This window comes from Campylobacter taeniopygiae (assembly GCF_005406225.1).
GTDB lineage: Bacteria > Campylobacterota > Campylobacteria > Campylobacterales > Campylobacteraceae > Campylobacter_D > Campylobacter_D taeniopygiae.
In genome coordinates, this window is sequence record NZ_NXLY01000016.1 from 1 (window position 1) to 24,936 (window position 24,936).

The window sequence follows — 24,936 nt, forward strand, 5'->3', positions numbered from 1 at the left end:
TTCATATGTTAATGATATTACTCTTTATGATATCATTTATGATATCATCCCTAATTCTATTAGAAAAGTATTTTTAAAAGATGAAAAGCTTTTAAAAACCTATTTGCCTTTAAATCAAGGTCAGTTTTATTATAAAGAATATGTATATAGTAACCCTAAAGAGGTTTTTAAATATTTATATGGAGAAAATATAACCTATAATGAAAAAAAAGTTCCTAAAAAATATTGTCAAATGGATGCCCTTTTTTTAGAGGATTATGGTATTGATCCTGCTGTTAATACTACTATACCTAAAGCTAAAATCAATAAACTAGGTATAGGTTATGATGAACTTTTAGAACTCATACAAAATGATCAAACAAGTCTTAAATATCCTGAGATTGATGAATTTAAAGTAATAGATGAAACAAAATATCCCAAAGATGGATTTATTTTAGAAAATGAGAGAGCATATAAAGTGGTTTTAGATCCAAAGAAAAGACATAAGGCTAATTATGAGGACATGGTAAGAAATTTTAACACTAGTTATGCTGACAATATGTTTTTTAGAACACAAGGTGAAGTTTGGGCTGATGATAAAGCAGATTATGTAGCTAAAATACAAAATTGCGAAGCTGAAACTTTTTTATTACAAAACAATTTTCACTCTAAAAATCTTGTATTTGAAAGTTTTAGAATGAAATTAAGAGAAGATGAGGATTTTAAAGAACGAATAAAAGAGAATACAATTTTTTATGAAGAATATCCTCTTACTCACCCTTGGTGGTATGATTGGGTAATGCAAATTGATACTTTTCTTGCTTATCGTTTCAATCAAGCTTTAACCTTAGCTTTTTTAAATGCTTATAATAAAACAAAAGTTAATATAGAGGAATAACCATGAAAAAAATAATATGTCTTTTAGTGATGATTTTTTGCACACTTAATGCATATGATAAAGATCTTAATTTAGATTATGGTATGAAAGATGATTTTTTTTATTATTTAGATAAAAGGACTATTGGAACGCCTTATGACTATTTAGATAGTAAGAATTATCTCCCTATCAATTTTAGTCTTGTACAAAGAAAATATTATAGTGGCAATCCAACCAAAAATCTTATCACAAATTTAAATACTCTAAAAGACAATGAATACAATGCCTTTGGAGTAGAACTTCCTAAAAATATTATTTTAGAAGTTTTTGAATTTGGAAAAAAACATAAGGATAAATTCTCTAATCTAGTAAAACAATATCCTTTTGTTCAACTTGTTTTTTCACAATGGCTTACTATTAAACTCTATGAAAAACAAAAAGAGCTTACAAACAATCCTAATTTAGATTATGAAGAGTTTTTAAAAAATTTCACTTCTACTTTTAATCATAAAAGTTATAATCTTCTTGATGCTATTCGTCAATTAGAAATTGAAAATATCAATCATAAAAATGATGAAAATTTTAACATCATAGACACTGCAACAGCACTTGGTGCTTGGGGTTATATTGATCAACTATGTATCAACGATATCACTCTTTATGATATTATTTATGATATCATCCCTAATTCTATTAGAAAAGTATTTTTAAAAGATGAAAAGCTTTTAAAAACTTATTTACCTTTAAATCAAGATCAGTTTTATTATAAAGAATATGAATATGAAGATCCTAAAAATACTTTTAAATATTTATATGGAGAAAATGTAACCTATAATGAAAAAAAAGTTCCTAAAAAATATTATCAAATGGATGCTTTATATTTAAAAGATTATAATATTAATCCTCTTATATCTAAAGCTAAGATTGACAAACTAGGTATAGGTTATGATGAACTTTTAGAACTCATACAAAATGATCAAACAAGTCTTAAATATCCTGAAATTGATGAATTTAAGATAATAGCAAAATACCCACCAAATGCATTTATTTCAGATAATGAGAGGGTGTATAAAGTGGTTTTAGATCCAAAGAAAAGACATAAGGCTAATTATGAGGATATGGTAAGAATTTCACAAACTCAAGACGCAATTGATATTTATTTTCCATCGCAAGGTGAAATTTGGGCTGATGATAAAGTAGAACATATAATTAAAATACAATATTGCAATACCAGAGCTTTTTTATTGCAAAACAATTTTCACTCTAAAAATCTTGTATTTGAAAGTTTTAGAATGAAATTAAGAGAGGATAAATATTTTAAAGATCAAATAAAATCGGATGGAATTTTTAGTCAATTTAGAGATGCAGTCTATCCTGAAAAATATGATTGGATAGTACAAAGTGATGCTTTTCTTGCCTATCGTTTCAATCAAGCTTTAACCTTAGCTTTTTTAAATGCTTATAATAAAACAAAAGTTAATATAGAGGAATAGCTATGAAAAAAATAATATGTCTTTTAGTGATGATTTTTTGCACACTTAATGCAGATGATATAAAGGAGTATGATATGAAAGATGATATTTTTTATTATTTAGGTAAGAGGACTTTTGGAGTATTTGGATGTCTTGATCAGTTTAATTATCTCCCTATCAATTTTAGTCTTATACAAGATAAATATTATAGTGACAATCTCACCAAAAATCTTATCACAAATTTAAATACTCTAAAAGACAATGAATACAATGCCTTTGGAGTAGAACTTCCTAAAAATATTATTTTAGAAGTTTTTGAATTTGGAAAAAAACATAAGGATAAATTCTCTAATCTGGTTAAACAATATCCTTTCGTTCAACTTGTTTTTTCACAATGGCTTACTATTAAACTCTATGAAAAACAAAAACAACTTACAAACAATCCTAATTTAGATTATGAAGAGTTTTTAAAAAATTTCACTTCTACTTTTAATCATAAAAGTTATAATCTTCTTGATGCTATTCATCAATTAAAGGTTGAAAATATCAATCACAAAGATGACGAATTTTTTAACATCATAGACACTGCAACAGCACTTGGTGTTTGGGGTCGTATTGATCATTTATATATCAACGATATCACTCTTTATGATATTATTTATGATATCATCCCTAATTCTATTAGAAAAGTATTTTTAAAAGATGAAAAGCTTTTAAAAACTTATTTACCTTTAAATCAAGATCAGTTTTATTATAAAGAATATGAATATGAAGATCCTAAAAATACTTTTAAATATTTATATGGAGAAAATACAACTTATAATGAAAAAAAAGTTCCTAAAAAATATTATCAAATGGATGCTTTATATTTAAAAGATTACAATATTAATCCTCTTATATCTAAAGCTAATATTGACAAACTAGGCATAGGTTATGATGAACTTTTAGAACTCATACAAAATGATCAAACAAGTCTTAAATATCCTGAGATTGATGAATTTAAAGTGATAGATGAAACAAAACACAGTGAAGAATATGGTTGGGAATTTCTATATAAAGTGGTTTTAGATCCAAATAAAAGACATAAGGCTAATTATGAGGATATGGTAAGACTTTCACAAACTCAAAATGAGTATGGTTATACTCCACGACACGGTGAAACTTTGGCTGATGATAAAGTGTATGCTATAATTATAAAGCAATATTATAATGCTAGAGTTTTTTTAATACAAAACAATTTTCACTCTCAAAATCTTATATTTGAAAGTTTTAGGATGAAATTAAGAGAAGATGAGGATTTTAAAAGACAAATAAAAGAAAATACAATTTTTACTGAATTTGGTGAGACTATCGGTCCTAAAGCGTATGATTGGATAGTGCAAAGCGATGCTTTTCTTGCCTATCGTTTCAATCAAGCTTTAACCTTAGCTTTTTTAAATGCTTATAATAAAACAAAAGTTAATATAGAGGAAGAACCATGAAAAAAATAATATGTCTTTTAGTGATGATTTTTTGCACACTTAATGCAGATGATAAAGATCTTAATTTAGATTATGTTATAAAAGATGATGTAGATTTTTATTATTTAGGTAAAATAACTCTTGGATTATTGTGTGCGGAATGTCTTGATGAATCAAATCATCTACCGATTAATTTTAGTCTTGCACTATTTGAATATGGTGTCAATCCAACCAAAAATCTTATCACAAATTTAAATACTCTAAAAGACAATGAATACAATGCCTTTGGAGTGGAACTTCCTAAAAATATTATTTTAGAAGTTTTTGAATTTGGAGAAAAACATAAGGATGATTTTTCTAATCTGGTTAAACAATATCCTTTCGTTCAACTTGTTTTTTCACAATGGCTTACTATTAAACTCTATGAAAAACAAAAAGAGCTTACAAATAATCCTAATTTAGATTATGAAGAATTTTTAAAAAATTTCACTTCTACTTTTAATCATAAAAGTTATAATCTTCTTGATGCTATTCATCAATTAAAGGTTGAAAATATCAATCATAAAGATGATGAAAATTTTAATATCATAGATACCGCAACAGCACTTGATCTTGATGTTTCAAGTGCTGATACTATCACTCTTTATGATATCATTTATGATATTATCCCTAATTCTATTAGAAAAGTATTTTTAAAAGATGAAAATCTTTTAAAAACTTATTTGCCTTTAAATCAAGATCAGTTTTTTTATAAAGAAAGTATTTTGGATGTAAATGGAGATTATAAAGTGTATAAAGTGAGTTTAAATTTGCTTTCTTCAAAGGATTATAAGATCGATCCTATTATACCTAAAGCTAAAATCAATAAACTAGGTATAGGTTATGATGAACTTTTAGAACTCATACAAAATGATCAAACAAATATTAAATATCCTGAGTTTTATGGGCTTAAAGTGATAAATAAAACACCTCATGGTAAATATAAAAAAGTGATTTTGGATAAAAAACATCAATCTAATTATAAGGAAATAGTTAAATTTTCGCGAATTGGCAATCTATATGATTTATCAAGAGATGGATGGCATTGGAGTGAGGATAATGTAAAAGAAGTAATTGCTAAGCAAAAATATGATAGCAGTGTTTTTTTAATACAAAACAATTTTCATACTAAAAATCTTGTATTTGAAAGCTTTAGAATGAATTTGAGGAAAGATAAGAATTTTCTAAAAGAACGAGTGGGGATGATTTTTCGTGAGGATAATGAAGAAGCTTATCCTTGGCGATATGATTGGATAGTACGAAGCGATGCTTTTCTTGCTTATCGTTTCAATCAAGCTTTAGCTTTAGCTTTTTTAAATGCTTATAATAAAAAAGTAGATTAGTTTAATCTACTTTTTTATTTAATAGATTCTAAAGTGTTATATGACAAATTTATATTCTTAATGTTAATCAAGTTTGTTTTAAATTTTTGAGGAATTTTAAGAATTGGTAAAAATTTTATTAGAAGTGGTGGATTTAGCAGGACTCGAACCTGCGACCAACCGGTTATGAGCCGGTTGCTCTAACCAACTGAGCTATAAATCCATTTTAAAAGCGAGAATTATAACTTATTTTTGCTTAAAAATATTTTATTTATCTATCCAAAAATATCTGAACGTGATAAGATGTTGCAGTATTCCAAAAAAGATCATAAAAATAGTAAAAGAACTTCCACCATAGCTAAAGAAAGGCAATGGAATTCCAACAACTGGAGCAAAACCTATAGTCATAGAAATATTTACCGCAACGTAAATAAAAATAAATAAGGCAACACAATTAACCACCACTCGGGTAAAATAGTCATTTTTAAGCTTATTATTAAGACTTAAAAGGTGAAAAATAAGTAAAACATACAATAAAATTAAAACCAATCCGCCTAAAAATCCAAATCTTTCTACCAAATAAGCGAAAATAAAATCACTTGTAGATATAGGTAGAAAGTTAAAATGTGTTTGAGTAGCCTCATCTTCTGATTTGCCAGTAAGGCCGCCATTGCCTATGGCTATCATAGATTGAGCGACTTGATAGCTTGGTTTTTCTGCTATAAAATCATGAATTCTTTGTTTTTGGTAAGGTTTTAAAAAATGTGTATAGATTATAGGTGAACTAATACTTATAACAAGAATAATACTCAACCAAATTTTATAATGAACTCCCATGATAAAAAGCACTCCAAAGCCAACAATTAATAATACGGTCGCACTTCCTAAATCCGGTTCTTTTGCTATCAATAAAAAAGGCAAAATAATAAAAAAACTGATTTTTGCAAATTCTTTGAGTTTGTAACCATTTTGTGGTGGTGGGTTTTGATAAATCAAATAAGCAAGCATTAGAATAAAACTTGGTTTAAAAATTTCTGAAGGCTGTATTGTAAATTGTGTAAAAGGAATTTCTAGCCATCTTTTTGCTCCCAGTTTTTCAACCCCAAAAATATCAACGCTTGAAAGTAGAAAAATATTTATAAAATAGGCTACAGGAATAAGCCAAATTAATTTCCGAATGGGGATAAAGAAAAAGATAAAAAAAGCGAGTGTGCCAACACAAGTGTAGACAAATTGTTTTTCTGCTAATAAAGCATGGGCTTCAAAAATTAAAAAAAAGGAAAGAAGTATTATAGGTGTGAATAATATAGGTTGCATATAATCAAAATGTGTTAATATTCTTCTATCCAATATAAACAAAATTTGCCTTTTTAAACTATAATATTAAAATTATAATTATAGAATAAGATTTTAAATCTAATGAGATAATTTAGGAAAAAATGCAAACTTTTTTAGCGGATGAAAATTTAAGATTGGATATTTTTTTAGCAAAAATATTAAAACAAAGTCGTAATCAAGTAGCATTGCTTATAGAAAAAAAATGTGTAAAAGTTAATAACCAAATTCAAAATAAAAATTCATTTAAATTAAAAATTGGCGATGAAATTTGCGTAGAACTTCCTTCTTTAGAGTGTAAAGAAAAAAAGTCTTTTGATGTGAATTTTGATATAGAAATTTTATATGAAGATGAGGATTTGCTTGTTTTAAATAAGCCTTCAAATTTGGTGGTGCATGGGGCAAGTAGTGTTAAGGATTTGACTTTGGTGGATTGGCTGCTTGCGAAAAATTATACCCTATCTAATTTAGGCGGAGAAATTCGAGCAGGGCTTGTTCATAGACTTGATAAGGATACAAGCGGGGCAATACTTATAGCTAAAAATAATTTCACTCATCAAAAACTTAGCGAACAATTAAGCAATAAAACTATGGGAAGAATTTATTTAGCATTAATTGATTTGTCACTAAAAGACGATAAAATTATAATCGAAAAATCTTTAGCCAGATCTCAAACAAATGCTATCAAAAAAATAGTGGTGGAGGATAATACTAAAGGGAGTAAGTATGCTAAAAGTGCTTTTGCTAATCTAATTGCAAATGAGGATGTTAATTTAATCGCTGCAAAACTTTTTACAGGCAGAACACATCAAATCAGGGCACATTTAGCGAGTATAAATCGTCATATTTTAGGCGATAAATTATATGGCTATAGAGGAAAATATGAAGGTAGGGTGATGCTTCATGCTTATTTTTTATATTTTATTCACCCCAAAAAAAAGGAAACAATTTTTGTTAAAGCTCCTTTGATGGAGGATTTTAAAGAGATTTTAAATAATAAATTTATTTTAGGAGAGATGGATGAAAAAATTTCACTTGAGTCTTTGCTTAAGCGTTTTGATTCTTTTATTTAGTGCTTGTAGTGTTTCGCAGGTTTCAAACACTGAGTCCAGTAAAGAAGTATTGATTAATGAAAGTTTGCCTAAGATGGATGATGTTAAAACTCTTAGCGATATGAGTAATATAGCTTTTGAGTGGGAGCCTTTGTATGATGATAATATACAAGGTTTTTATTTGTATCGTTCTAGTGATGAAGATCCTCAATTTAAACTTGTAGCGACTATCAAAGATAAATTTCAAACTCATTATGTAGATACAAATCTTAAACCTAATACAAAATATTATTATAAAATGAGAAGTTTTGACAATCAAGGACATCCTTCAGAAGATGGTAAAATTTTTGAAGCAAGTACCATGCCAAGACTTGAGGCTATTCCTTTTGTTCAAGCTATAACTAATTTACCAAATCGTATTAAATTAATCTGGCGTCCTCATCCTGACTTAAGAGTCAATTCTTATATCATTGAAAGATCAAAAAGCAATGAAGATAATTTTAAAAAAATCGCCGAAGTTAAAAATCGTTTAAGTGCAGAGTATATAGACAAAGATTTAAAACCTAATGAAAATTTTAATTATCAAATTATTGCTGTAAGTTTTGATGGGATTAAAAGTGAGCCAAGTCAAGTCTTAAATTCTACAAGCAAAGCTTTGCCGCCAGAGGTGCAAAATTTAAATGCTAGTTCAGATGCTTCTAATAAAATAATTTTAACATGGGATGCACCTGCCTATAAAGATTTTTCTTATTATAAAGTTTATTCTACGAGTTCAAGTTTTCTCCCTTATACTCTCATTGCTAAAACAGATAAAAATTCTTATGAAGATTTAGTTGAGGGTTCAGATGAAACTAAATACTATAAAGTAACTATGGTTGATGTAGATGGTTTAGAAAGTCCTATGCCAAAAAATGGGGTTGAAGGAAAAACCTTAGGTATTCCTTCTTCTCCAAGTATTATCCTAGCTCAAAGCACACCTGAAGGGATTAATCTTGAATGGATTGATGGGGATTCTAGAGCTGTAGAATATGAAGTTAGACGCTATGGCGGAGAGCAAAATGCTATTTTTAAAGGTATCAAAGAAAAACAATTAAAAGATATTAAAGCTTTGCCAGGAGTAGAATACAGTTATGAGGTTATCGCAATTGATTCTGCTGGGTTGCGTTCAGAGCCTTCAAAAAGAGTTAAGGCAGCGCAATAGTGCCAAATTTCAAAGTTAAAAAAATTAAAGATCTGATTCTACCTTTTAAAAAAGACGAGGTAGAATTAGAATGGATGGCTGAAAATAATAATGTTATTTTAATATACACTAAAGTAAATGAAGAGAGTTTCTTTTTACAGGTTAAAAAAGAAAAGGATAGTAGTTTTGTTATCAAGGGTGATAAGCATACTAAACCTTCCAAAATAGCTTATTTGCAAAAATCTTTACAGATTTTTAGGGATTATTTTTGCAATCATGAAGATATTATTAATGAAGCTTTTGCATTTAAACACAATGCATTGATTGAAAAAACTTCTTTAATTGCATATGATTTTGATCAATTATTATCGAAAATTAAGGGAAAAATTTATATTGAAATAGGATTTGGATCAGGCAGGCATTTGCTTTATCAAGCCAAAAATAATCCAGATACTTTAATAATAGGGGTTGAAATTTATAATCCAGCTATCACTCAAGTGGCTAAATTGGCAAAGAGTCAAAATTTAAGCAATATTATGCTAATACAAAGTGATGCTAGGCTTTTACTTAGCGTACTTGAGTCAAATTCTGTAGAAAAAATTTTTTTACATTTTCCAGTCCCTTGGGATAAAAAACCACATAGACGCGTTATTGCGAAAAATTTTTGCCAAGAATGTGCTAGAGTTTTAGGAAAAAATGGGAGATTTGAGCTTAGAACGGATAGTTATGAATATTTTGATTTTACGCTTAAGCAATTTTTACATTTTAGCACTCCAAAATTTAGCCTTAGAAAAAATGAAGACCTTGAAATTTCTAGTAAATATGAAGATAGATGGAAAAGACAAAATAAAGATATTTTTGATCTTTGGGTGTGGAATTTAGATAGTGCTTATGATGAGCTAAATTTAGATGATTTTGATTTTTCTGATATGACATTTAATGCAAATGATTTAATTCTTTTAGAGAAAAATTTTAAGAATTTAACTTTAAAAGGAGATGATTATTTTTTGCATTTTGAAAATTTGTATCAAGCAAAAGAAGGTTTGATTTTTAAAATAGCTTTTGGAGCTTTTAATAAACCTGAACATAGTTATATTTATGTGGGTGAAAAAATAGAATTTTTATTTAAAAAACCTTTTAGGATTAAAGAAAATTTGAAAGCAATGGAAAAATTAAAAAAGGTGCTTAAATTTCATTTTGATACCGCGTTATTTTCTTGAAATTTAAGTAAAAACAAAGCATAATTAAAAAATTTGAAAATTGAAGAGGAAGAAAAATGCCCAATTTAATTCAAGCAAATAAACTTTCTTTAGGCTATGATGAATTGGTTATCAAAGAAGCAAGTTTTACTTTTAAAGACGATGATTTTGTTTTTATTACAGGAAAAAGTGGAAGTGGAAAAAGTACACTTTTGAAATCTTTTTATGGAGATTTGGAGCTTCTTTCAGGGCAACTTCAAGTTTGCGGTTCTTCGATGAAAAAAATCGGTAATTTAGACCTTTTAAAATTACGCCAAAGAATAGGCATTATTTTTCAAGATTATAGACTTATACAAGAATATACCGTTGAAAAAAATGTTATGCTTCCTTTGATGATTAAAGGATATAGTAAAAAAGTTTGTCAAGATCAAGCAAATAAACTTTTAAAACATGTCAATCTAACTTTTAAAGCCGATAAATTGCCTAATCAGCTAAGTGGGGGTGAGCAGCAACGTGTAGCTATGGCTAGGGCTTTAGCGCATAATCCAAAACTTTTGCTTTGCGATGAGCCTACGGGAAATTTGGACGAGTATTCTTCGGATATCATTTGGACGCTTTTAAAATCAGCTAGAGAACTTTTGGGAACTTGTGTGGTTGTAGTTACTCATAGAATACCGGTTAATTTGAGATTGAATTATCGTCGTTTTAATATAGAGAATGGAACAATGAATGAAATTTTTTAGAACACATTTATCTTTAATTTTACCTTTACTTTTTATGATGTTTGCATTTGAGTTTATTTTGCTTACTAATTCGACTTTAAAATATTATGAAGAGTTGGCAAATAAAGATTATAATATCATAGTTGTGAGTTCCAATGAGCTTGATAAAAATGTTATTAAAACTAAAATTCCTTCTTTTTCTAGTTTGGAAATTTTGGATCCAAAAAATTTAATTGAGCGTTTAAAAAATGATATTTCAGATAAAAATTTAAAAGCATTAAAAAATTCTTTACCCAAATTTTATAGCATAAAATTAAACCATTTGCCCACTCAAAATGAACTTGATACGATTAAAAATCAGCTTTTAAGTATTTCAGGTATTAGCAAAATCGAAACTTTCGCTAAGACACATGATAAGGTTTATTCTTTACTTGTTTTAATGAAATTTGTATTTTGGTTATTTTTATTTATTATTATCGTTCTTTCTTTTGTTTTATTTTTGAAACAAATGAGAATTTGGCTTTTTGAACATACAGAACGCGTGGAAATTATGTGTCTTTTTGGGGCGCCATTTTGGTTTAGATCTTTTATGCTTTATAAGATTGTATTTATGGATTGTTTGATCGCTTTTATTATTTTATTGATATTTTTTACGCAAATTTACGATCTTGAAATCATACAAAATCATTTAAAAGCTGTGGATATTGTATTACCTCCAATCAATTTTGTTTTACAGCTTAGTTTGATTTTTTTAGCTACTTTATTTGTATGTTTATTGTTTGTCAATTCTGTAATGTTTAGGGTTAAAAAATGACAAAAAAGATTTTTTCTATCTTTTTGTTTCTTTTTTTAGCCTTTGGATCAATTTATGCAAACGCTATAAATGAGAAAGCAAAAAATTTAGAAGAAAATAAACGCATACAGCAACAACTCAATAAAAAACTTGAAGATTTGGCAAGTGATATATTAAGTGGAGAAAAAACTTTAAAAGACTTAAGTTCGCAAATTCAAACGCTTAATTCTCAAACTGCTAAACTTGAAGAAAATGCAAAGGCTCAATATAAAGAACTCAATTTGCTTACAACTCAAAATGGTGATCTTTTAAAAACTAGAGCAAATATGGAGGGAAAATTAATCGCTTTGATGGCGAAAGATTTTGCTTATGATTTACCCATACCACAAGGTTATGTTGAAGGTAAAGAAAGTTTTATGGCTTTTGAAATTTTAGGGAATTTAGACAAAGTTTTAAGCAGTGAGATTTTTAAACTTTCTAAAGATTACGAAGATGTTAGTAAAATGATTGATGATAAACAAATGCAAATTCAAAAAATTAATGACAATTTAAAAGTTTATAATGCGCAACTTGTTAAACTTCAAGATTTAAGAAAAAAACAAATCGATGAAATTAATAAACAAAAAACAGATCGTGCAATTTATGTCAAAAAACTTGAAGATTTACAAGCTCAACAAGATGAGTTAAGAAAAACTCTTGATCAATTAAGAATAATACAAAGAAAACAAGAAGAGAAGGAGCAAGAAAAACCATCGATTAGCAATTCAAAAATTGCAAATAATAATCAAAAAATTCGCCAACTCGGTTCAAGTTATCAAGGTGGTGTGATTAAACGTTATACAGGAAAGAAAACGATAGCACCTTTGGATTCTTTCACTGTTAAGCAAAAATTTGGAAATTATATAGATCCAGTCTATAATATTAAAATCTTTAATGAAAGTGTTGTTTTAAAAAGCACAAAATCCGATGCTGTGGTTAAAAATGTTTTAAATGGTAAAGTAGTTTTTGCAAAAGATACAAGTATGTTAGCACGCGTTGTTATCGTGGAACACGATGATGGAATACATACGATTTATGCACATCTTGATAAAATAGCTCCAAATATCAAAGTAGGAAAAAATATTAAAAAAGGTGCTATAGTGGGTAGGATTAAAAATGATTTAACCTTTGAAGTTACTCAAAAAAATTTTCATATCAATCCTTTGGAGTTGATCAGTCTAAATTAGCTAATTTTAATTCACTTTAAACTATAATTTCACAGATTAAGGAGAGATTATGCAAGATAAAAAAAGAGTTTTGGTAAAATTTTCAGGTGAAGCTTTAGCTGGAGAGAATGGCTTTGGAATTGAAAATTCTATCTTAAAATTTATCGCCAATGAAATTAAAGAATTAGTAAAAAATGATATAGAAGTAGGTATAGTAATAGGTGGTGGAAACATCATTAGGGGCGTTTCTGTAGCTAAAGGAGGGCTTATTAAGCGCACAAGTGGAGATCATATGGGTATGCTTGCCACTGTGATTAACGCTATTGCGATTCAAGAAGCTTTGGAAAGTTCTGGACTTGATGTTAGGGTTCAAAGTGCGATACAAATGGAAGCATTTTGTGAAACTTATATTATGAGAAGAGCACATAGACATTTGGAAAAAGGTCGAGTGGTTATTTTTGCTGCTGGAACTGGAAATCCTTATTTTACAACTGATACTACAGCTATTTTAAGGGCAGTAGAAATCAATGCGCATATGGTTATAAAAGCAACAAAAGTCAATGGTGTTTATGATAAAGATCCAAATAAATTTGATGATGCGGTGTTTTTGCAAACTTTAACTTATGATGAAGCTATGCAAGATAATATTAAAGTTATGGATGATACGGCTATTGCTTTGGCTAAAGATAATTCTTTGCCAATAGTAGTTTGTAATATGTTTGAAGAAGGCAATTTATTAAAAATTATACAAGGTGATACCAGCCTTTGTTCTATAGTTAAAAATCAATAAAGGAGAAAAAATGGATTGCAGAATAGAAGAGATAGCAGCAAAAGCTCTAAAAAAAATGGGAGATGATCGTTATCGTTTATCTTTAGTGGTAGCTAAAAGAGCAGAGCAATTAGCTGATGGAGCTACACCTTTAGTTGATATTGATAAAAATAAATTAAAATTTGCTGACATCGCTTTATTTGAAATAGCAGAAGATAAAATCACTTTAGAGGGTTTAGGTGAGACCGATCGATGAGGACTTATTGTTAGAAAAACTCATTGATGATGTTAAAAATTGTAAGGACTTAACAAGGGCAAAAGAACTTCTTTTTTGCGTTTGCGAAAGTGATTCTACTTTAGAAAAAGCGGTAGAATATTGTGTATTTTACCATGAAGGACAGATGAGAAAAAGCGGTGAGCCTTATGCCATACATCCTATTTTAGTGGCTACTTTGGTAGGCTTTTTAAGTGATAATAAAGCTGCTATTTTGGCCGCTCTTTTGCATGATATTATTGAAGATACCGAATGTACAGAAGAAGAGTTAAGTAAAACTTTTGGACATGATGTTTTAAAATTAGTTTTAGGATTAACTAAAATAATAGAAATTAGAGAAGATAATCTCATTTCTTCAAAATCGAAAAAAAATTTAACCAAATCCGCACTAACATTTAGAAATATGCTTTTGGCAAGCACTCAAGATGTGGGTGTTTTAATCGTCAAGCTTTGTGATAGACTGCACAATATGCTAACTTTAGACGCCTTAAGAGAAGATAAGCAAAAAAGAATTAGTGAAGAAACCTTAGTTGTTTATGCTCCTATAGCACATAGGCTTGGAATTTCTAGTATTAAAAATTACTTAGAAGATTTAAGCTTTAAATATTTGATGCCTGATGAATATAATATAATAGATAATTATATTAATTCTAATGATCAGCAAATGCAATTAGGACTTAATGAATTCATTTCAAAAATAGAAATTCTATTTTTAAGTAATGGTTTTAGGCAAGGAAGTTTTAAAATTCAAAAGCGTATTAAGCATAGCTATTCTATTTATCTTAAGATGCAAAGAAAAGGTATAGGTATAGAAGAAGTGCTTGATTTATTAGGTGTGAGAATTTTAGTTGAAAAAGTGAGTGATTGTTATTTGGCTTTGGGAATTTTACATACAAATTTCAATCCTTTAATTTCTCGTTTTAAAGATTATATAGCTTTGCCAAAACAAAACGGATATCAAACGATACATACAACACTTTTTGATACAAAAAATATTATTGAGGCGCAAATTAGAACTTTTGATATGCATAAAATTGCAGAATTTGGGATCGCTGCACATTGGAAATATAAAGAAGACGGTAGTGTTGTTGCGCCAAATTTAGATTGGCTAACTGATATTTCAATACAAAGTGCTAACAATCCTCAAAATGCGGAAGATTACAATGCTATTGAACTTTATGAATACGCTAAAGATAGCCTTTATGTAGAAGATATAGCCGTGTATTCTCCAAAAGGAGAAATTTTTACTTTACCTAGAGGAGCAACAGCTCTTGATTTTGCTTATGAAGTGCATACTAAAATTGGACTTCATGCAAAAAGTGCTTATGTTAATCGAGTTAAAGTTCCTTTGCTTACAGAATTAAAAAATGGTGATATTGTTCGCGTTGTAACGAGTGAAGATAAATTTTATCGTTGTTCGTGGATTGATAGTGTTAAAACAGGAAAAGCTAAAGCTAGTATTAGAGAATTTTGTAAGCAAAAAATAAGAGAAATTAATCTCGCAAGTGCTATTAATATGCTTAGTTTTGTTTTTGGTGTGGATAAAAATAAAATAGAAGCTTGGATAGAAAAAGAAAATTTAGGAAGACGCATACGAGAAGTAGCTAATGATAATACCTATCTTAAGGATATTGTCAATGGACTTAAAAAATATGCAAAAAAATCTTATTGGTTTGATAAATATGAAATTCAAGAATACAATATAGGAAATTTTTTAATCTATTCTAATCATAAAATAGCTAATGTAGATTTTGACTATTGTTGTCACCCTAAAAGAGGCGATGCTGTGGTTGCTTTTGTAGAGGGCGGAAATGCTATTGTGCATCATAAGCTTTGTGATAGAGCAGAAAAAATGATAGATAAAAAAAGAGATATGGTGTTTATCAAATGGGATTCTAATATACCAAAATCTTACAAACTTATTTTTTCTTTAGAAAATAAAAAAGGGGTTTTAGCAGAGTTTTTGGCAGTTTTAGCTAAAATGCAGATTAATTTATTGACAATCAATTTGGCAAAAGATATAAACTCAACCGTGGATTATTTTGAAATAACAATGGAAATTCCAGAAAACATAAATCCAGATAGTGTTCGCGAGAGATTAAAAATTCATTGTAAAATTTTAGATTTTGTATCTTTAAACGATGCCTATAAAGAAAGTTAAAGGATAAAAATGAACATAAAAGATATTTTAGCCGAAGTTAAAAGAGGGTGTGCAGAGCTTATCGATGAAGAAAAAATAGAATCATTAATAAAAAATTATTATGAAAAGGGTGAAAATTTTTTCGTTAAAGCGGGCTTTGATCCTACGGCACCTGATTTGCATTTAGGACACAGCGTGGTTTTAAACAAAATGGCTTTTTTGCAAAAACATGGAGCCATAGTACAATTTTTAATCGGTGATTTTACAGGACAAATTGGCGATCCAAGCGGTAAAAATGCTACAAGAAAAAAACTAGATAAAGAGCAGGTTTTAATCAATGCAAAAACTTATGAAAAACAAGTTTTTAAAATTTTAGATAAAGAAAAAACACAGATTAAATTTAACTCCGTTTGGCTTAATGAACTTGGAGCTAGCGGTTTGGTAGAGCTTACTTCAACCTTTAGCGTAGCAAGAATGCTTGAGCGTGATGATTTTACAAAACGCTTTAAAGAGCAAAGTTCCATTAGTATTTGTGAATTTTTATATCCTTTGCTTCAAGGTTATGATAGTGTTTTCTTAAAAAGTGATATAGAAATGGGTGGAACTGATCAAAAATTTAATCTTTTAATGGGTAGGCATCTTCAAAGAATTTACAATACAGGTAAAGAACAAGCGGTGATAATGATGCCCCTTTTAGAAGGATTAGATGGTGTTAATAAAATGAGTAAAAGTTTAAACAACTATATAGGTGTTACAGAAAAACCTAATGATATGTATGCTAAAATTCTAAGTATTAGTGATGAGTTAATGTTTAGATATTATGAGCTTTTAAGTCAAAAAACTTTAAAAGAGCTTGAAGATATAAGAAATGATATAAAAAATGCTAAATTACATCCTAAAAAAGCTAAAGAAAATTTGGCTTTAGAGATTGTTGAGCGTTTTTACACTAAAGAAGATGCAATATTTGCAAAAGAAGAATTTGATAGAATTCATAGTGCTAATGCCTTGCCAAGTGAAATTAAAGAATTTGAATTTAAGGGTGAAAGTATTTGGTTAGCTAAAGCTTTAGTATTGTGTGAATTAGAAAATTCAACCTCTGCTGCAAGAAGAAGTATAGGTGCTAATGCAGTGAGTGTGAATTCGCAAAAAATTAATGATGAACAAATGCAATTAAATACTGGAGAATATATTTTACAAATGGGTAAAAGAAAATTTGCAAAATTAAAGGTTAAGGAATGAGTTTTAAATCTCTTCAAATAGGAAAACATTTAATTAAATATCCCATTTTTCAAGGGGGGATGGGTTTAGGTATTAGTTGGGATAAGTTAGCTTCAGCTGTGTCTTTAAATGGTGGGCTTGGCATAATTTCATCTGTTGGAACAGGGTATTATGAAAATCGCTCTTATGTAAGTAAAGAACTTAATGCTAAACCTTATGGAAGTGAGAATTTTTACTCAAGAAAAGGCTTACAAGCTTTGATCGATAATGCTAGAAAAGTTTGTGGTGATGCACCTTTGGGATGCAATATACTTTGTGCAAGTAATGATTATGCAAGAATTGCTAAAGATGCTTGCGAAGTTGGATTTAATGTTATTGTTTCAGGTGCAGGACTTCCAACAAATTTGCCAGAATTTACTATGGATTTTCCAGACGTTGCTTTAGTGCCTATTGTTTCATCGGCTAAGGCTTTAAAAATCATTTGTAAAAGATGGCAAAACCGTTACAATCGTTTGCCAGATGCTGTAGTACTTGAAGGACCAAAAAGTGGGGGACATCAAGGTTTTACTTATGAACAATGTCTTGATCCAGATTATCAGTTAGAGAGGTTAATCGCTCCAGTGGTTGAAGAAGCTAAAAATTGGGGTTCATTTCCAGTGATTGCAGCAGGAGGAATTTGGGATAAGAAAGATATTGAAAATGCGATCGCATTAGGTGCGAGTGGAGTGCAAATGGGAACGCGTTTCATTGGTACTTTTGAGTGTGATGCTAGTGATGATTTTAAAAATGTTTTATTATCTTGTAAGGAAGAAGATATAGAACTTATTAAATCTCCAGTTGGATATCCTGCGAGAGGCGTAAGAACTAATTTACTTGATTTAGTCGATAAAAGAATGGGGCCTAAGATAAATTGCATTAGTAATTGCGTAGCTCCTTGTGGTAGAGGAAAAGAGGCTACAAAAGTTGGATATTGTATAGCCGATAGACTTTTTGATGCGTGGTCTGGAAAAAAAGAAACAGGATTATTTTTTACAGGAGCAAATGGATATCGTTTGGATAAATTAATCAGTGTTAAAGAGTTAATCGATAAGCTTGTTAATGGTGAAGAATGATTAAATTTTTATTTTTATTTTTTGTTTTTTTTAATCTTTGCTTTGGAGCGTATGAAAAAGAGCTTGATAATTTTGATAATAATTTTATTACGTCTAAAGCTGATGCACAGATAAAATTTCATCAGCAATTAAAAAGTCTTTATATTCAAAGTGTTATTAATGAGGATGAAAAAACTAAGATAGAACTTTTAAAAAGATTAATTATAAGTTCAAATGTTTTAAATTTAGACGATCGATCTTACGCAGAAGAGTTGAAAGAAAGTGGAGTTAGTCAATCAAGCATTAATGCTTTAAGAAAAGCTGTTATAAAGGATAAAAAAAGAAATAATTCTCCAAACAATACTGAAATTTCTACTTTTTCACAAACTCAAAGTCAAAAAAATATTTCTAAAGAAAAAAAAGATGAAGATATAAATAAAAAGGTAGAAAAAAAACCACAGATTCAAAATAATTCCCTAGATACAAAAAAAGAAAATGATAAAATTTATATTTTAAGTTCAAACAAGATTAACCAAAGTATCGAGCTTAAACTAAATACAAATTTAAATGAAAATGATGTTAAAAGTTTTGTTTTGGATGAAAAAGGAAATTACCGCCATATCAGTGATTTTAATGGGGTTTTAGAGGGAGGAAAGAAAGAATATAAAATGGATGATTACCGAGTAGTCATCTCCCAATACAACCCAAAGACGATTCGCATTGTGATTTATGCCAAAGAAAGAATTCCTATCACTTTTGATTTTAATGATAAAAAATTAAAAATTTCAAAACAATCTAGTACCGTTTTAAAAACTCCAAAAAAAGAAACAACGCAAAAAGATTTGCCAAAAAAACAAGAAATTAAGCCAGTTAAAACACAAAATTCTCAAGATAAAAAACCAAAACAAGATAAAAAAGACCCTTTATATGTCTTAGATGTTGATAAAATTTCAAATGCAGTAATACTTAATCTAAGCGATACTTTAAGTGACGATGAAATTTCGGTTTTTGGTTCCAAAGATCAAAAGTTTTTCAGACAAATTGTAAGTTTCAAAGGAATTCTAGAGGGTAATCGTAAAAATTTTACCTTTGGTAAAAACAATATTACTGTAACGCAATATAACCCAAAAACAGTTAGAATTGTTCTTAGCTCTCCAAAAGAATTTGATATTTCTAAAAATTTAGAGGATAAAAGTTTAACTTTAGGCTTTCAAAAGGATAATAAAAAAACATCCAAAAGTGATGATAAAAAAAATAAAAACAATAACAATAAAAATGTTTTAAGTTCTAATTTTAAATCAAAAAAAATTATTGTTATTGATGCAGGACATGGGGGGAAAGATAGTGGAGCTTTAGGTAATAAACAAGGAACTCTTAAAGAAAAAAATATCGTTTTAAGCACAGCTTTAAAACTTGGAAGTGAGCTTAAAAAAAGAGGTTATAGAGTCCTTTATACTAGAAGCACCGATCAATTCATTAATTTAAGAGATAGAACTAAATTTGCCAATGATAAAAGGGCGGATTTATTTATTTCTGTTCATGCTAATGCAGCACCTAATGCAAAAAAAGCTAAAAGTGCTGAAGGGGTGGAAACTTTCTTTTTAAGTCCTGCTAGAAGTGAAAGAAGTAAAAAAGCGGCCGAAAAAGAGAATCAAGGGGATTTTGAAGAAATCAATTATTTTTCAAAACAAAGTATTTTAAATTTTTTAAATCGTGAAAAAATTGTAGCATCCAATAAACTCGCTATTGATGTGCAAAAAAATATATTAACCCAAACACGAAAAAAATATAAAATAGTTGATGGCGGGGTAAGAGAGGCTCCGTTTTGGGTTCTTGTTGGAGCACAAATGCCAGCGATTTTAATTGAAATAGGATACATCACTCATCCGAGCGAAGGTCAAAGAATTGCAAGTAAAACTTTTCAAGATATTTTAGCTAAGGGAATTGCTGATGGAGTAGATAGCTATTTCTATCACAATCGCTAAAATGGAAAAAGCAAATATAATTTTTAAAGATAATACTCCTTTTTCTCTTGATTTTGATGATTTTTATTTTAATTCACAAGATGGGATTCAAGAGAGTAGATATATTTATACTGAAGCTTTTAGTTGGAGCAATGAAGAGCAATTTATTATCGCTGAAACGGGTTTTGGTATAGGGCTTAATTTTTTTCTAACCTTAAAAAGATTTCTTAAAGAACAAAGTCATCAAAAAAGATTATTTTATATTAGCGTAGAAAAATTTTATATCGATAAAGAAACTTTAAGAGAAATTTATCAAAAACTTGGATTTTATGAGGATTTTAAAGAAGTGCTTGAGCCTTTTTTAAAATTTTATCCTCCTTGTAAAGAAGGATATTATCGATTTTATTTTAAAAATTGCTTTTTAGATCTTGTATTTGATGATATTTCTATTTTAAAAAAACTTGATTTTAAAGCTAATGTGTGGTTTTTAGATGGTTTTTCTCCGAGTAAAAATTCCGCTATGTTTAATGATGATGTTTTGTTTGAGGTGGCAAGATTGTCAAAAAAAGGAGCACAAGTTTGCACTTTTTCTGCAGCTAGCTTACTTCAAAAAAATCTTCAAAAAAATGGTTTTTATATTCAAAAAATCAAAGGATTTAGAAAAAGAGAGATGATTCAAGCTTTTTTTGAAAAAGATCAAACAGATCAAAAAATGTTTCAAGAAGCATATTTTAAAAGAGTGTCTCAAAAAATAAAAAATAAAGAGGTAGCAATTATAGGTGCGGGTATTTGTGCGGCAGTTTTAGCATATGAGCTTTCTTTAAGAGGTTTTAAAATTAGCGTTTTTGAAAAGAATCCTTGCTTAGGAGGAGGTGCTAGCGGTAATGAAAGTGGAATTTTAAGCTCTTTGATTTTAAAACCTGATGTTGCTTTGGGCGAGTTTTCTCAACTCGCTTTTATTGAAGCGAGTCGCTTTTATAAACAAATACTAGATTTAAAATTAGACGGAGTTATAGAAATTGCACACAATGATTTAATGCAGGAGCGTTTTTTATCTCAAAAAAATAACGTTTTATTTGATATTAAAAATAATCAAGCGTTTTTAAAAGATGGTGGCCATATTAAACCAAAAAAACTTGTTCAAGCCTTATTTGAAAAAAGTAAGGCTAAGATTTATTTTAATCATCAATTTAAAAATTATCAGCATAAAAATGGCACTTTTAATCTTTTTTTTGATGGAATAAAAGATATTTATCAATCAGAAATTTTAATTTATGCTATGGGTGCAGATACTAAGGATTTTATATCCTATGATTTTATGAATTTAAGCAAAGTTCGCGGTCAAGTTACTCATTTAGAGCCTTTTTGCGATATTCAATATCCGCTTTCATCAAAAGCTTATATTTGTCCAAAAAATGAAGAAATTCAAGTTATAGGGGCGAGTTATGATCGTTTAAGTTCTGATTTTAACTCCAAAATAGAAGATGATGAAGAAAATATTAGAAATATTGAAGAATTTTTAAAAGGGGATGAAAAATTGATTTACAAAGGATCTAAAGTAGGATTTAGATCTTATTCTAGCGATCGATTTGCTATTGTTGGTGCGGCTTATGATGAAAAATTCTATAAGGAGTGTTATAAAGATTTATTATGGACGAAAAATAAAGAGCAAAAATTACCACAAAATATTCCTAATTTTTATTTAAATTTTGCTCATGGATCTCGAGCTTTTTCCACGGCTGTATTGGCTGCACGTTATCTTTGTGCTTTGATTGAAAATGAGCCTTTATGTATTGATAAAGATTTTATTTCTTACATTCATCCAGCTAGATTTTTAATTAGAAAATTAAAAAAAGGTTTAAGCAAATAAAATATAAAAATATTTTTTTATTATTTTGATTTTATTTAATTTTAAATCGTATTGTTCTATTATTAGTATAATGATTTTATTTTTAAGGAAAATTTCATGGTCGATTATAATCAAATAGAGTCTCGTTTAGCGGCGCTTGAGAAGCTTCCTTCTTTAAATCCTAATTCTTCAATTCCTAAAGCTTTGGAAAAAGCTGGATTTAGTAGAAGGGATTTTATGAAATGGGCAGGAGCTATGACAGCTTTTTTAGCACTTCCAGCGACTTTTACACCTATGGTGGCAAAGGCTGCGGAATTAGCGGATAGATTGCCTGTTATTTGGCTGCATATGGCAGAATGTACAGGTTGTAGTGAAAGTTTATTAAGAAGTGATACACCCACGATTGATAGTTTGATATTTGATTATATATCTTTAGAATATCATGAAACTGTAATGGCTGCTGCAGGTTGGCAAGCAGAAGAAAATTTAGAAAATGCGATTGAAAAATACAAGGGTCAGTATGTTTTAATGGTGGAAGGTGGTATTCCATGTGGAGATAAAGAGCATTATCTTACGATAGGGCCTCATGCAAAAACTGGATATGAGCTTAGTAAAGAAGCGAGTGAAAATGCTTATGCGATTTTAGCTATTGGAACTTGTTCTTCTTTTGGGGGCATACAAGCAGCAAGACCAAACCCAAGTAATGCACAACCTTTAAGCAAGGTTACCAATAAAACAGTGATTAATGTTCCAGGTTGTCCTCCAAGTGAAAAAAATATAGTAGGTAATGTTTTACAACTCCTACTTTTTAAAGAACTTCCAGCGCTTGATGTTTATAATAGGCCAAAATGGGCTTATGGTTTAAGAATTCATGATCTTTGTGAGAGACGTGGACATTTTGATGCAGGAGAATTTGTACAAAGTTTTGGTGATGAGGGTGCGAAAAATGGCTATTGTCTTTACAAGGTAGGCTGTAAAGGGCCTTATACTTTTAACAATTGTTCAAGAGAGAGGTTTAATCAGCATACCTCTTGGCCTATTCAAGCAGGGCACGGTTGTATAGGATGTTCTGAGCCAAATTTTTGGGATAAGATGGGACCTTTTGAAGAGCCTTTGGCAAGCCATAAATTTGATACTGTTTTTGGTTTGGGTGCTGATAGTGTTTCAGATAAAATAGGTATAGGCGTATTAACACTTACAGGAGTTGCAATTGCTGCTCATGCTGTGATTGCTTCTATGAAAAAAAATGAGGAGTAAGAATGAGTCAAAAAATAATCGTTGATCCAATTACAAGAATAGAAGGACATTTAAGAGTTGAAGTTGTTGTTGATGATAACAATGTAGTAAAAGAAGCTTATGCTGGTTCTACTTTATGGCGTGGTATTGAAACCATTGTTAAAGGAAGAGATCCAAGGGATGCGGGCTTTATGACTCAAAGAATTTGTGGAGTATGTACATTTTCTCATTATAAAGCAGGTATTGTGGCTGTTGAAAATGCTTTAGGTATTATTCCTCCTTTAAATGCATTGCTTACTAGAACTCTGATGAATGCAGCTCTTTTTTTACATGATCATATAGTGCATTTTTATCAACTTCATGGGCTTGATTGGGCTGATGTGGTGAGTGCTTTAAGTGCGGATCCTAAGAAAGCAAGTGATGAGGCTTTTAAATATACTTCAAATCCTTATGCAACAGGGGCTGATAAACTTCTTGAAGTAAAACAAAGACTTAAAACTTTTGTAGATAAGGGCAATTTAGGGCCTTTTGCAAATGCTTATTATGGACATCCAACTTATCGTTTGACTCCTGAAGAAAATTTAATCGTTCTTTCTCATTATTTAGAATGTTTAAGAATCCAAAGAATTATTGCTCAATGTATGGCTATTTTTGGAGCAAAAAATCCACATCCGCAAAGCTTAACCGTTGGGGGAGTAACTTGTGTTATGGATCTTTTAAGCCCTTCAAGAATGGGAGAATATATGAGTAAATTCCAAGAAGTGCAAGATTTTGTTAACCGTGCTTATTATCCAGATCTTGTAATGGCAGGAAAAGCTTATGCAAATGAAGCTAGTGTTTTAAATGATATCGGGGTAAATAATCTATTTACTTTTCAAGAATTTCAACTCGGAAAAAATGAATGGTTATTTGAAAGCGGCATAATTAAAAATGGAGATTTAAGTAAAGTTTATGAGGTAGATGAAAATAAAATTACTGAAGAAGCGACTCATTCTTGGTATGTAGATAATGAACCATTACATCCTTATGATGGCAAAACAAATCCAAATTATACAGGATTTGTTGATGGAGATAGTATAGATCATCATGGAAATAAGGTTAATTCTAAGGTTTTTGATACTAAAGGAAAATATAGTTGGATTAAAGCGCCACGTTATGAAGGAAATCCAATGCAAGTTGGACCTCTTGCAAATATAGTGGTTAATTATGCCAAAGGAAATAAAAATGTTGTTCCAGTGGTTGATGAGTTTTTAAAAGAAACAGGACTTCCTTTAAATGCGGTATTTAGCACTCTTGGAAGAACTGCTACTCGTTGTTTGGAGGCTAAAATTGTGGCTAATAATACCTTAAGAGCCTTTGATAATTTGGTAGAAAATTTAAAAGTAGATCAAACTACTTGTGCACCTTATACTCCAGATACAAGTAAAATGGTTAATGGTGAATATAGAGGCCGATATATGGGTCATGTACCAAGAGGAACTTTAAGCCATTGGTGTAGAATAAAAGATGGTGTGATTGAAAATTGGCAAGCTGTAGTTCCTTCAACATGGAATGCGAGTCCAAAAGATGCTAATGGAGTAGGTGGAAGTTATGAACAATGTTTAATAGGTCTTAAAATAGCTGATGTTAAACAACCACTTGAAATTATACGCAAAATTCATTCTTACGATCCTTGTATAGCTTGTGCTGTGCATGTTATGGATACCAAAGGAAATAATTTAAGCGAATATAAAGTCAATGTAAATTTATAGGAGGCTTTT

20 protein-coding genes and 1 tRNA gene are annotated in these 24,936 nt (G+C 29.4%); 19 read left to right on the forward strand and 2 right to left on the reverse strand.

Features of this window, described 5'->3' with window-relative positions; translation table 11 throughout:
- The 4 genes from CQA75_RS09180 to CQA75_RS07545 all read left to right on the forward strand — a co-directional run.
- Nucleotides 1–877 (forward strand): hypothetical protein (locus CQA75_RS09180; RefSeq protein WP_171000094.1); only part of this gene is annotated, 877 nt, incomplete at its 5' end.
- Between the two features lie 2 nt (nucleotides 878–879).
- A complete protein-coding gene (locus CQA75_RS09605; RefSeq protein WP_246023791.1) occupies nucleotides 880–2,349 on the forward strand; it encodes a hypothetical protein in 1,470 nt (489 codons plus the stop codon).
- A 2-nt stretch (nucleotides 2,350–2,351) separates the two neighbouring features.
- A complete protein-coding gene (locus tag CQA75_RS09610; protein WP_246023793.1) occupies nucleotides 2,352–3,809 on the forward strand; it encodes a hypothetical protein in 1,458 nt (485 codons plus the stop codon).
- Nucleotides 3,806–5,170 (forward strand): hypothetical protein, encoded by a 1,365-nt coding sequence (locus tag CQA75_RS07545; protein WP_137624378.1) that lies wholly within the window; start codon nucleotides 3,806–3,808, stop codon nucleotides 5,168–5,170. The genes CQA75_RS09610 and CQA75_RS07545 overlap by 4 nt, the downstream gene beginning before the upstream one ends.
- Nucleotides 5,171–5,295: 125 nt before the next feature.
- Here CQA75_RS07545 and CQA75_RS07550 read toward each other — a convergent pair.
- Nucleotides 5,296–5,372, reverse strand: a tRNA-Ile gene (locus CQA75_RS07550).
- 44 nt (nucleotides 5,373–5,416) lie between these two features.
- The gene (locus CQA75_RS07555; protein ID WP_137624379.1) at nucleotides 5,417–6,508 is read right to left on the reverse strand and encodes an FtsW/RodA/SpoVE family cell cycle protein; all 1,092 of its coding nucleotides are present in this window, start codon (nucleotides 6,506–6,508) and stop codon (nucleotides 5,417–5,419) included.
- 80 nt (nucleotides 6,509–6,588) lie between these two features.
- On the opposite strand from CQA75_RS07555, the gene CQA75_RS07560 reads away from it, so the two are divergent.
- From CQA75_RS07560 to CQA75_RS07630, 15 genes are all read left to right on the forward strand, one after another.
- Nucleotides 6,589–7,557 carry an RluA family pseudouridine synthase gene (locus CQA75_RS07560; RefSeq protein WP_137624380.1) on the forward strand — a complete coding sequence of 323 codons (969 nt, stop codon included), beginning with the start codon at nucleotides 6,589–6,591 and terminating at the stop codon, nucleotides 7,555–7,557.
- Nucleotides 7,505–8,737: a fibronectin type III domain-containing protein gene (locus CQA75_RS07565; RefSeq protein WP_137624381.1), complete on the forward strand. Its 1,233-nt coding sequence runs from the start codon at nucleotides 7,505–7,507 to the stop codon at nucleotides 8,735–8,737. The genes CQA75_RS07560 and CQA75_RS07565 overlap by 53 nt, the downstream gene beginning before the upstream one ends.
- Nucleotides 8,737–9,936, forward strand: a complete 1,200-nt coding sequence (gene trmB / locus CQA75_RS07570; RefSeq protein ID WP_137624382.1) for a tRNA (guanosine(46)-N7)-methyltransferase TrmB — start codon at nucleotides 8,737–8,739, stop codon at nucleotides 9,934–9,936. Before CQA75_RS07565 ends, trmB begins: the two co-directional genes overlap by 1 nt.
- A 56-nt stretch (nucleotides 9,937–9,992) precedes the next feature.
- Nucleotides 9,993–10,658, forward strand: coding sequence for a cell division ATP-binding protein FtsE (locus CQA75_RS07575; RefSeq protein ID WP_137624383.1), 666 nt, complete (start codon nucleotides 9,993–9,995; stop codon nucleotides 10,656–10,658).
- Nucleotides 10,645–11,451: an ABC transporter permease gene (locus CQA75_RS07580; protein WP_137624384.1), complete on the forward strand. Its 807-nt coding sequence runs from the start codon at nucleotides 10,645–10,647 to the stop codon at nucleotides 11,449–11,451. Before CQA75_RS07575 ends, CQA75_RS07580 begins: the two co-directional genes overlap by 14 nt.
- Entirely contained in the window at nucleotides 11,448–12,656 is a 1,209-nt protein-coding gene (locus tag CQA75_RS07585) for a murein hydrolase activator EnvC family protein (RefSeq protein ID WP_137624385.1), read from the forward strand. Before CQA75_RS07580 ends, CQA75_RS07585 begins: the two co-directional genes overlap by 4 nt.
- A 49-nt stretch (nucleotides 12,657–12,705) precedes the next feature.
- Entirely contained in the window at nucleotides 12,706–13,425 is a 720-nt protein-coding gene (pyrH, locus tag CQA75_RS07590) for a UMP kinase (protein WP_137624386.1), read from the forward strand.
- Between the two features lie 10 nt (nucleotides 13,426–13,435).
- Complete coding sequence (locus tag CQA75_RS07595; RefSeq protein WP_137624387.1) at nucleotides 13,436–13,660, forward strand: DNA-directed RNA polymerase subunit omega; 225 nt, start codon at nucleotides 13,436–13,438, stop codon at nucleotides 13,658–13,660.
- A complete protein-coding gene (locus CQA75_RS07600) occupies nucleotides 13,644–15,839 on the forward strand; it encodes a RelA/SpoT family protein (RefSeq protein ID WP_137624388.1) in 2,196 nt (731 codons plus the stop codon). The genes CQA75_RS07595 and CQA75_RS07600 overlap by 17 nt, the downstream gene beginning before the upstream one ends.
- 9 nt (nucleotides 15,840–15,848) lie before the next feature.
- Nucleotides 15,849–17,057 carry a tyrosine--tRNA ligase gene (gene tyrS, locus CQA75_RS07605; RefSeq protein WP_137624389.1) on the forward strand — a complete coding sequence of 403 codons (1,209 nt, stop codon included), beginning with the start codon at nucleotides 15,849–15,851 and terminating at the stop codon, nucleotides 17,055–17,057.
- A complete protein-coding gene (locus CQA75_RS07610; protein ID WP_137624390.1) occupies nucleotides 17,054–18,148 on the forward strand; it encodes a nitronate monooxygenase in 1,095 nt (364 codons plus the stop codon). Before tyrS ends, CQA75_RS07610 begins: the two co-directional genes overlap by 4 nt.
- On the forward strand, nucleotides 18,145–20,112 hold the full coding sequence (locus CQA75_RS07615) for an N-acetylmuramoyl-L-alanine amidase family protein (protein WP_137624391.1): 1,968 nt from the start codon (nucleotides 18,145–18,147) through the stop codon (nucleotides 20,110–20,112). The genes CQA75_RS07610 and CQA75_RS07615 overlap by 4 nt, the downstream gene beginning before the upstream one ends.
- Before the next feature lies 1 nt (nucleotide 20,113).
- A complete protein-coding gene (gene mnmC, locus CQA75_RS07620) occupies nucleotides 20,114–21,961 on the forward strand; it encodes a bifunctional tRNA (5-methylaminomethyl-2-thiouridine)(34)-methyltransferase MnmD/FAD-dependent 5-carboxymethylaminomethyl-2-thiouridine(34) oxidoreductase MnmC (protein ID WP_137624392.1) in 1,848 nt (615 codons plus the stop codon).
- 96 nt (nucleotides 21,962–22,057) lie between these two features.
- Nucleotides 22,058–23,197 carry a hydrogenase small subunit gene (locus CQA75_RS07625; protein WP_137624393.1) on the forward strand — a complete coding sequence of 380 codons (1,140 nt, stop codon included), beginning with the start codon at nucleotides 22,058–22,060 and terminating at the stop codon, nucleotides 23,195–23,197.
- A 2-nt stretch (nucleotides 23,198–23,199) separates the two neighbouring features.
- Nucleotides 23,200–24,927: a nickel-dependent hydrogenase large subunit gene (locus tag CQA75_RS07630; protein WP_137624394.1), complete on the forward strand. Its 1,728-nt coding sequence runs from the start codon at nucleotides 23,200–23,202 to the stop codon at nucleotides 24,925–24,927.
- Nucleotides 24,928–24,936 lie beyond the last annotated feature (9 nt).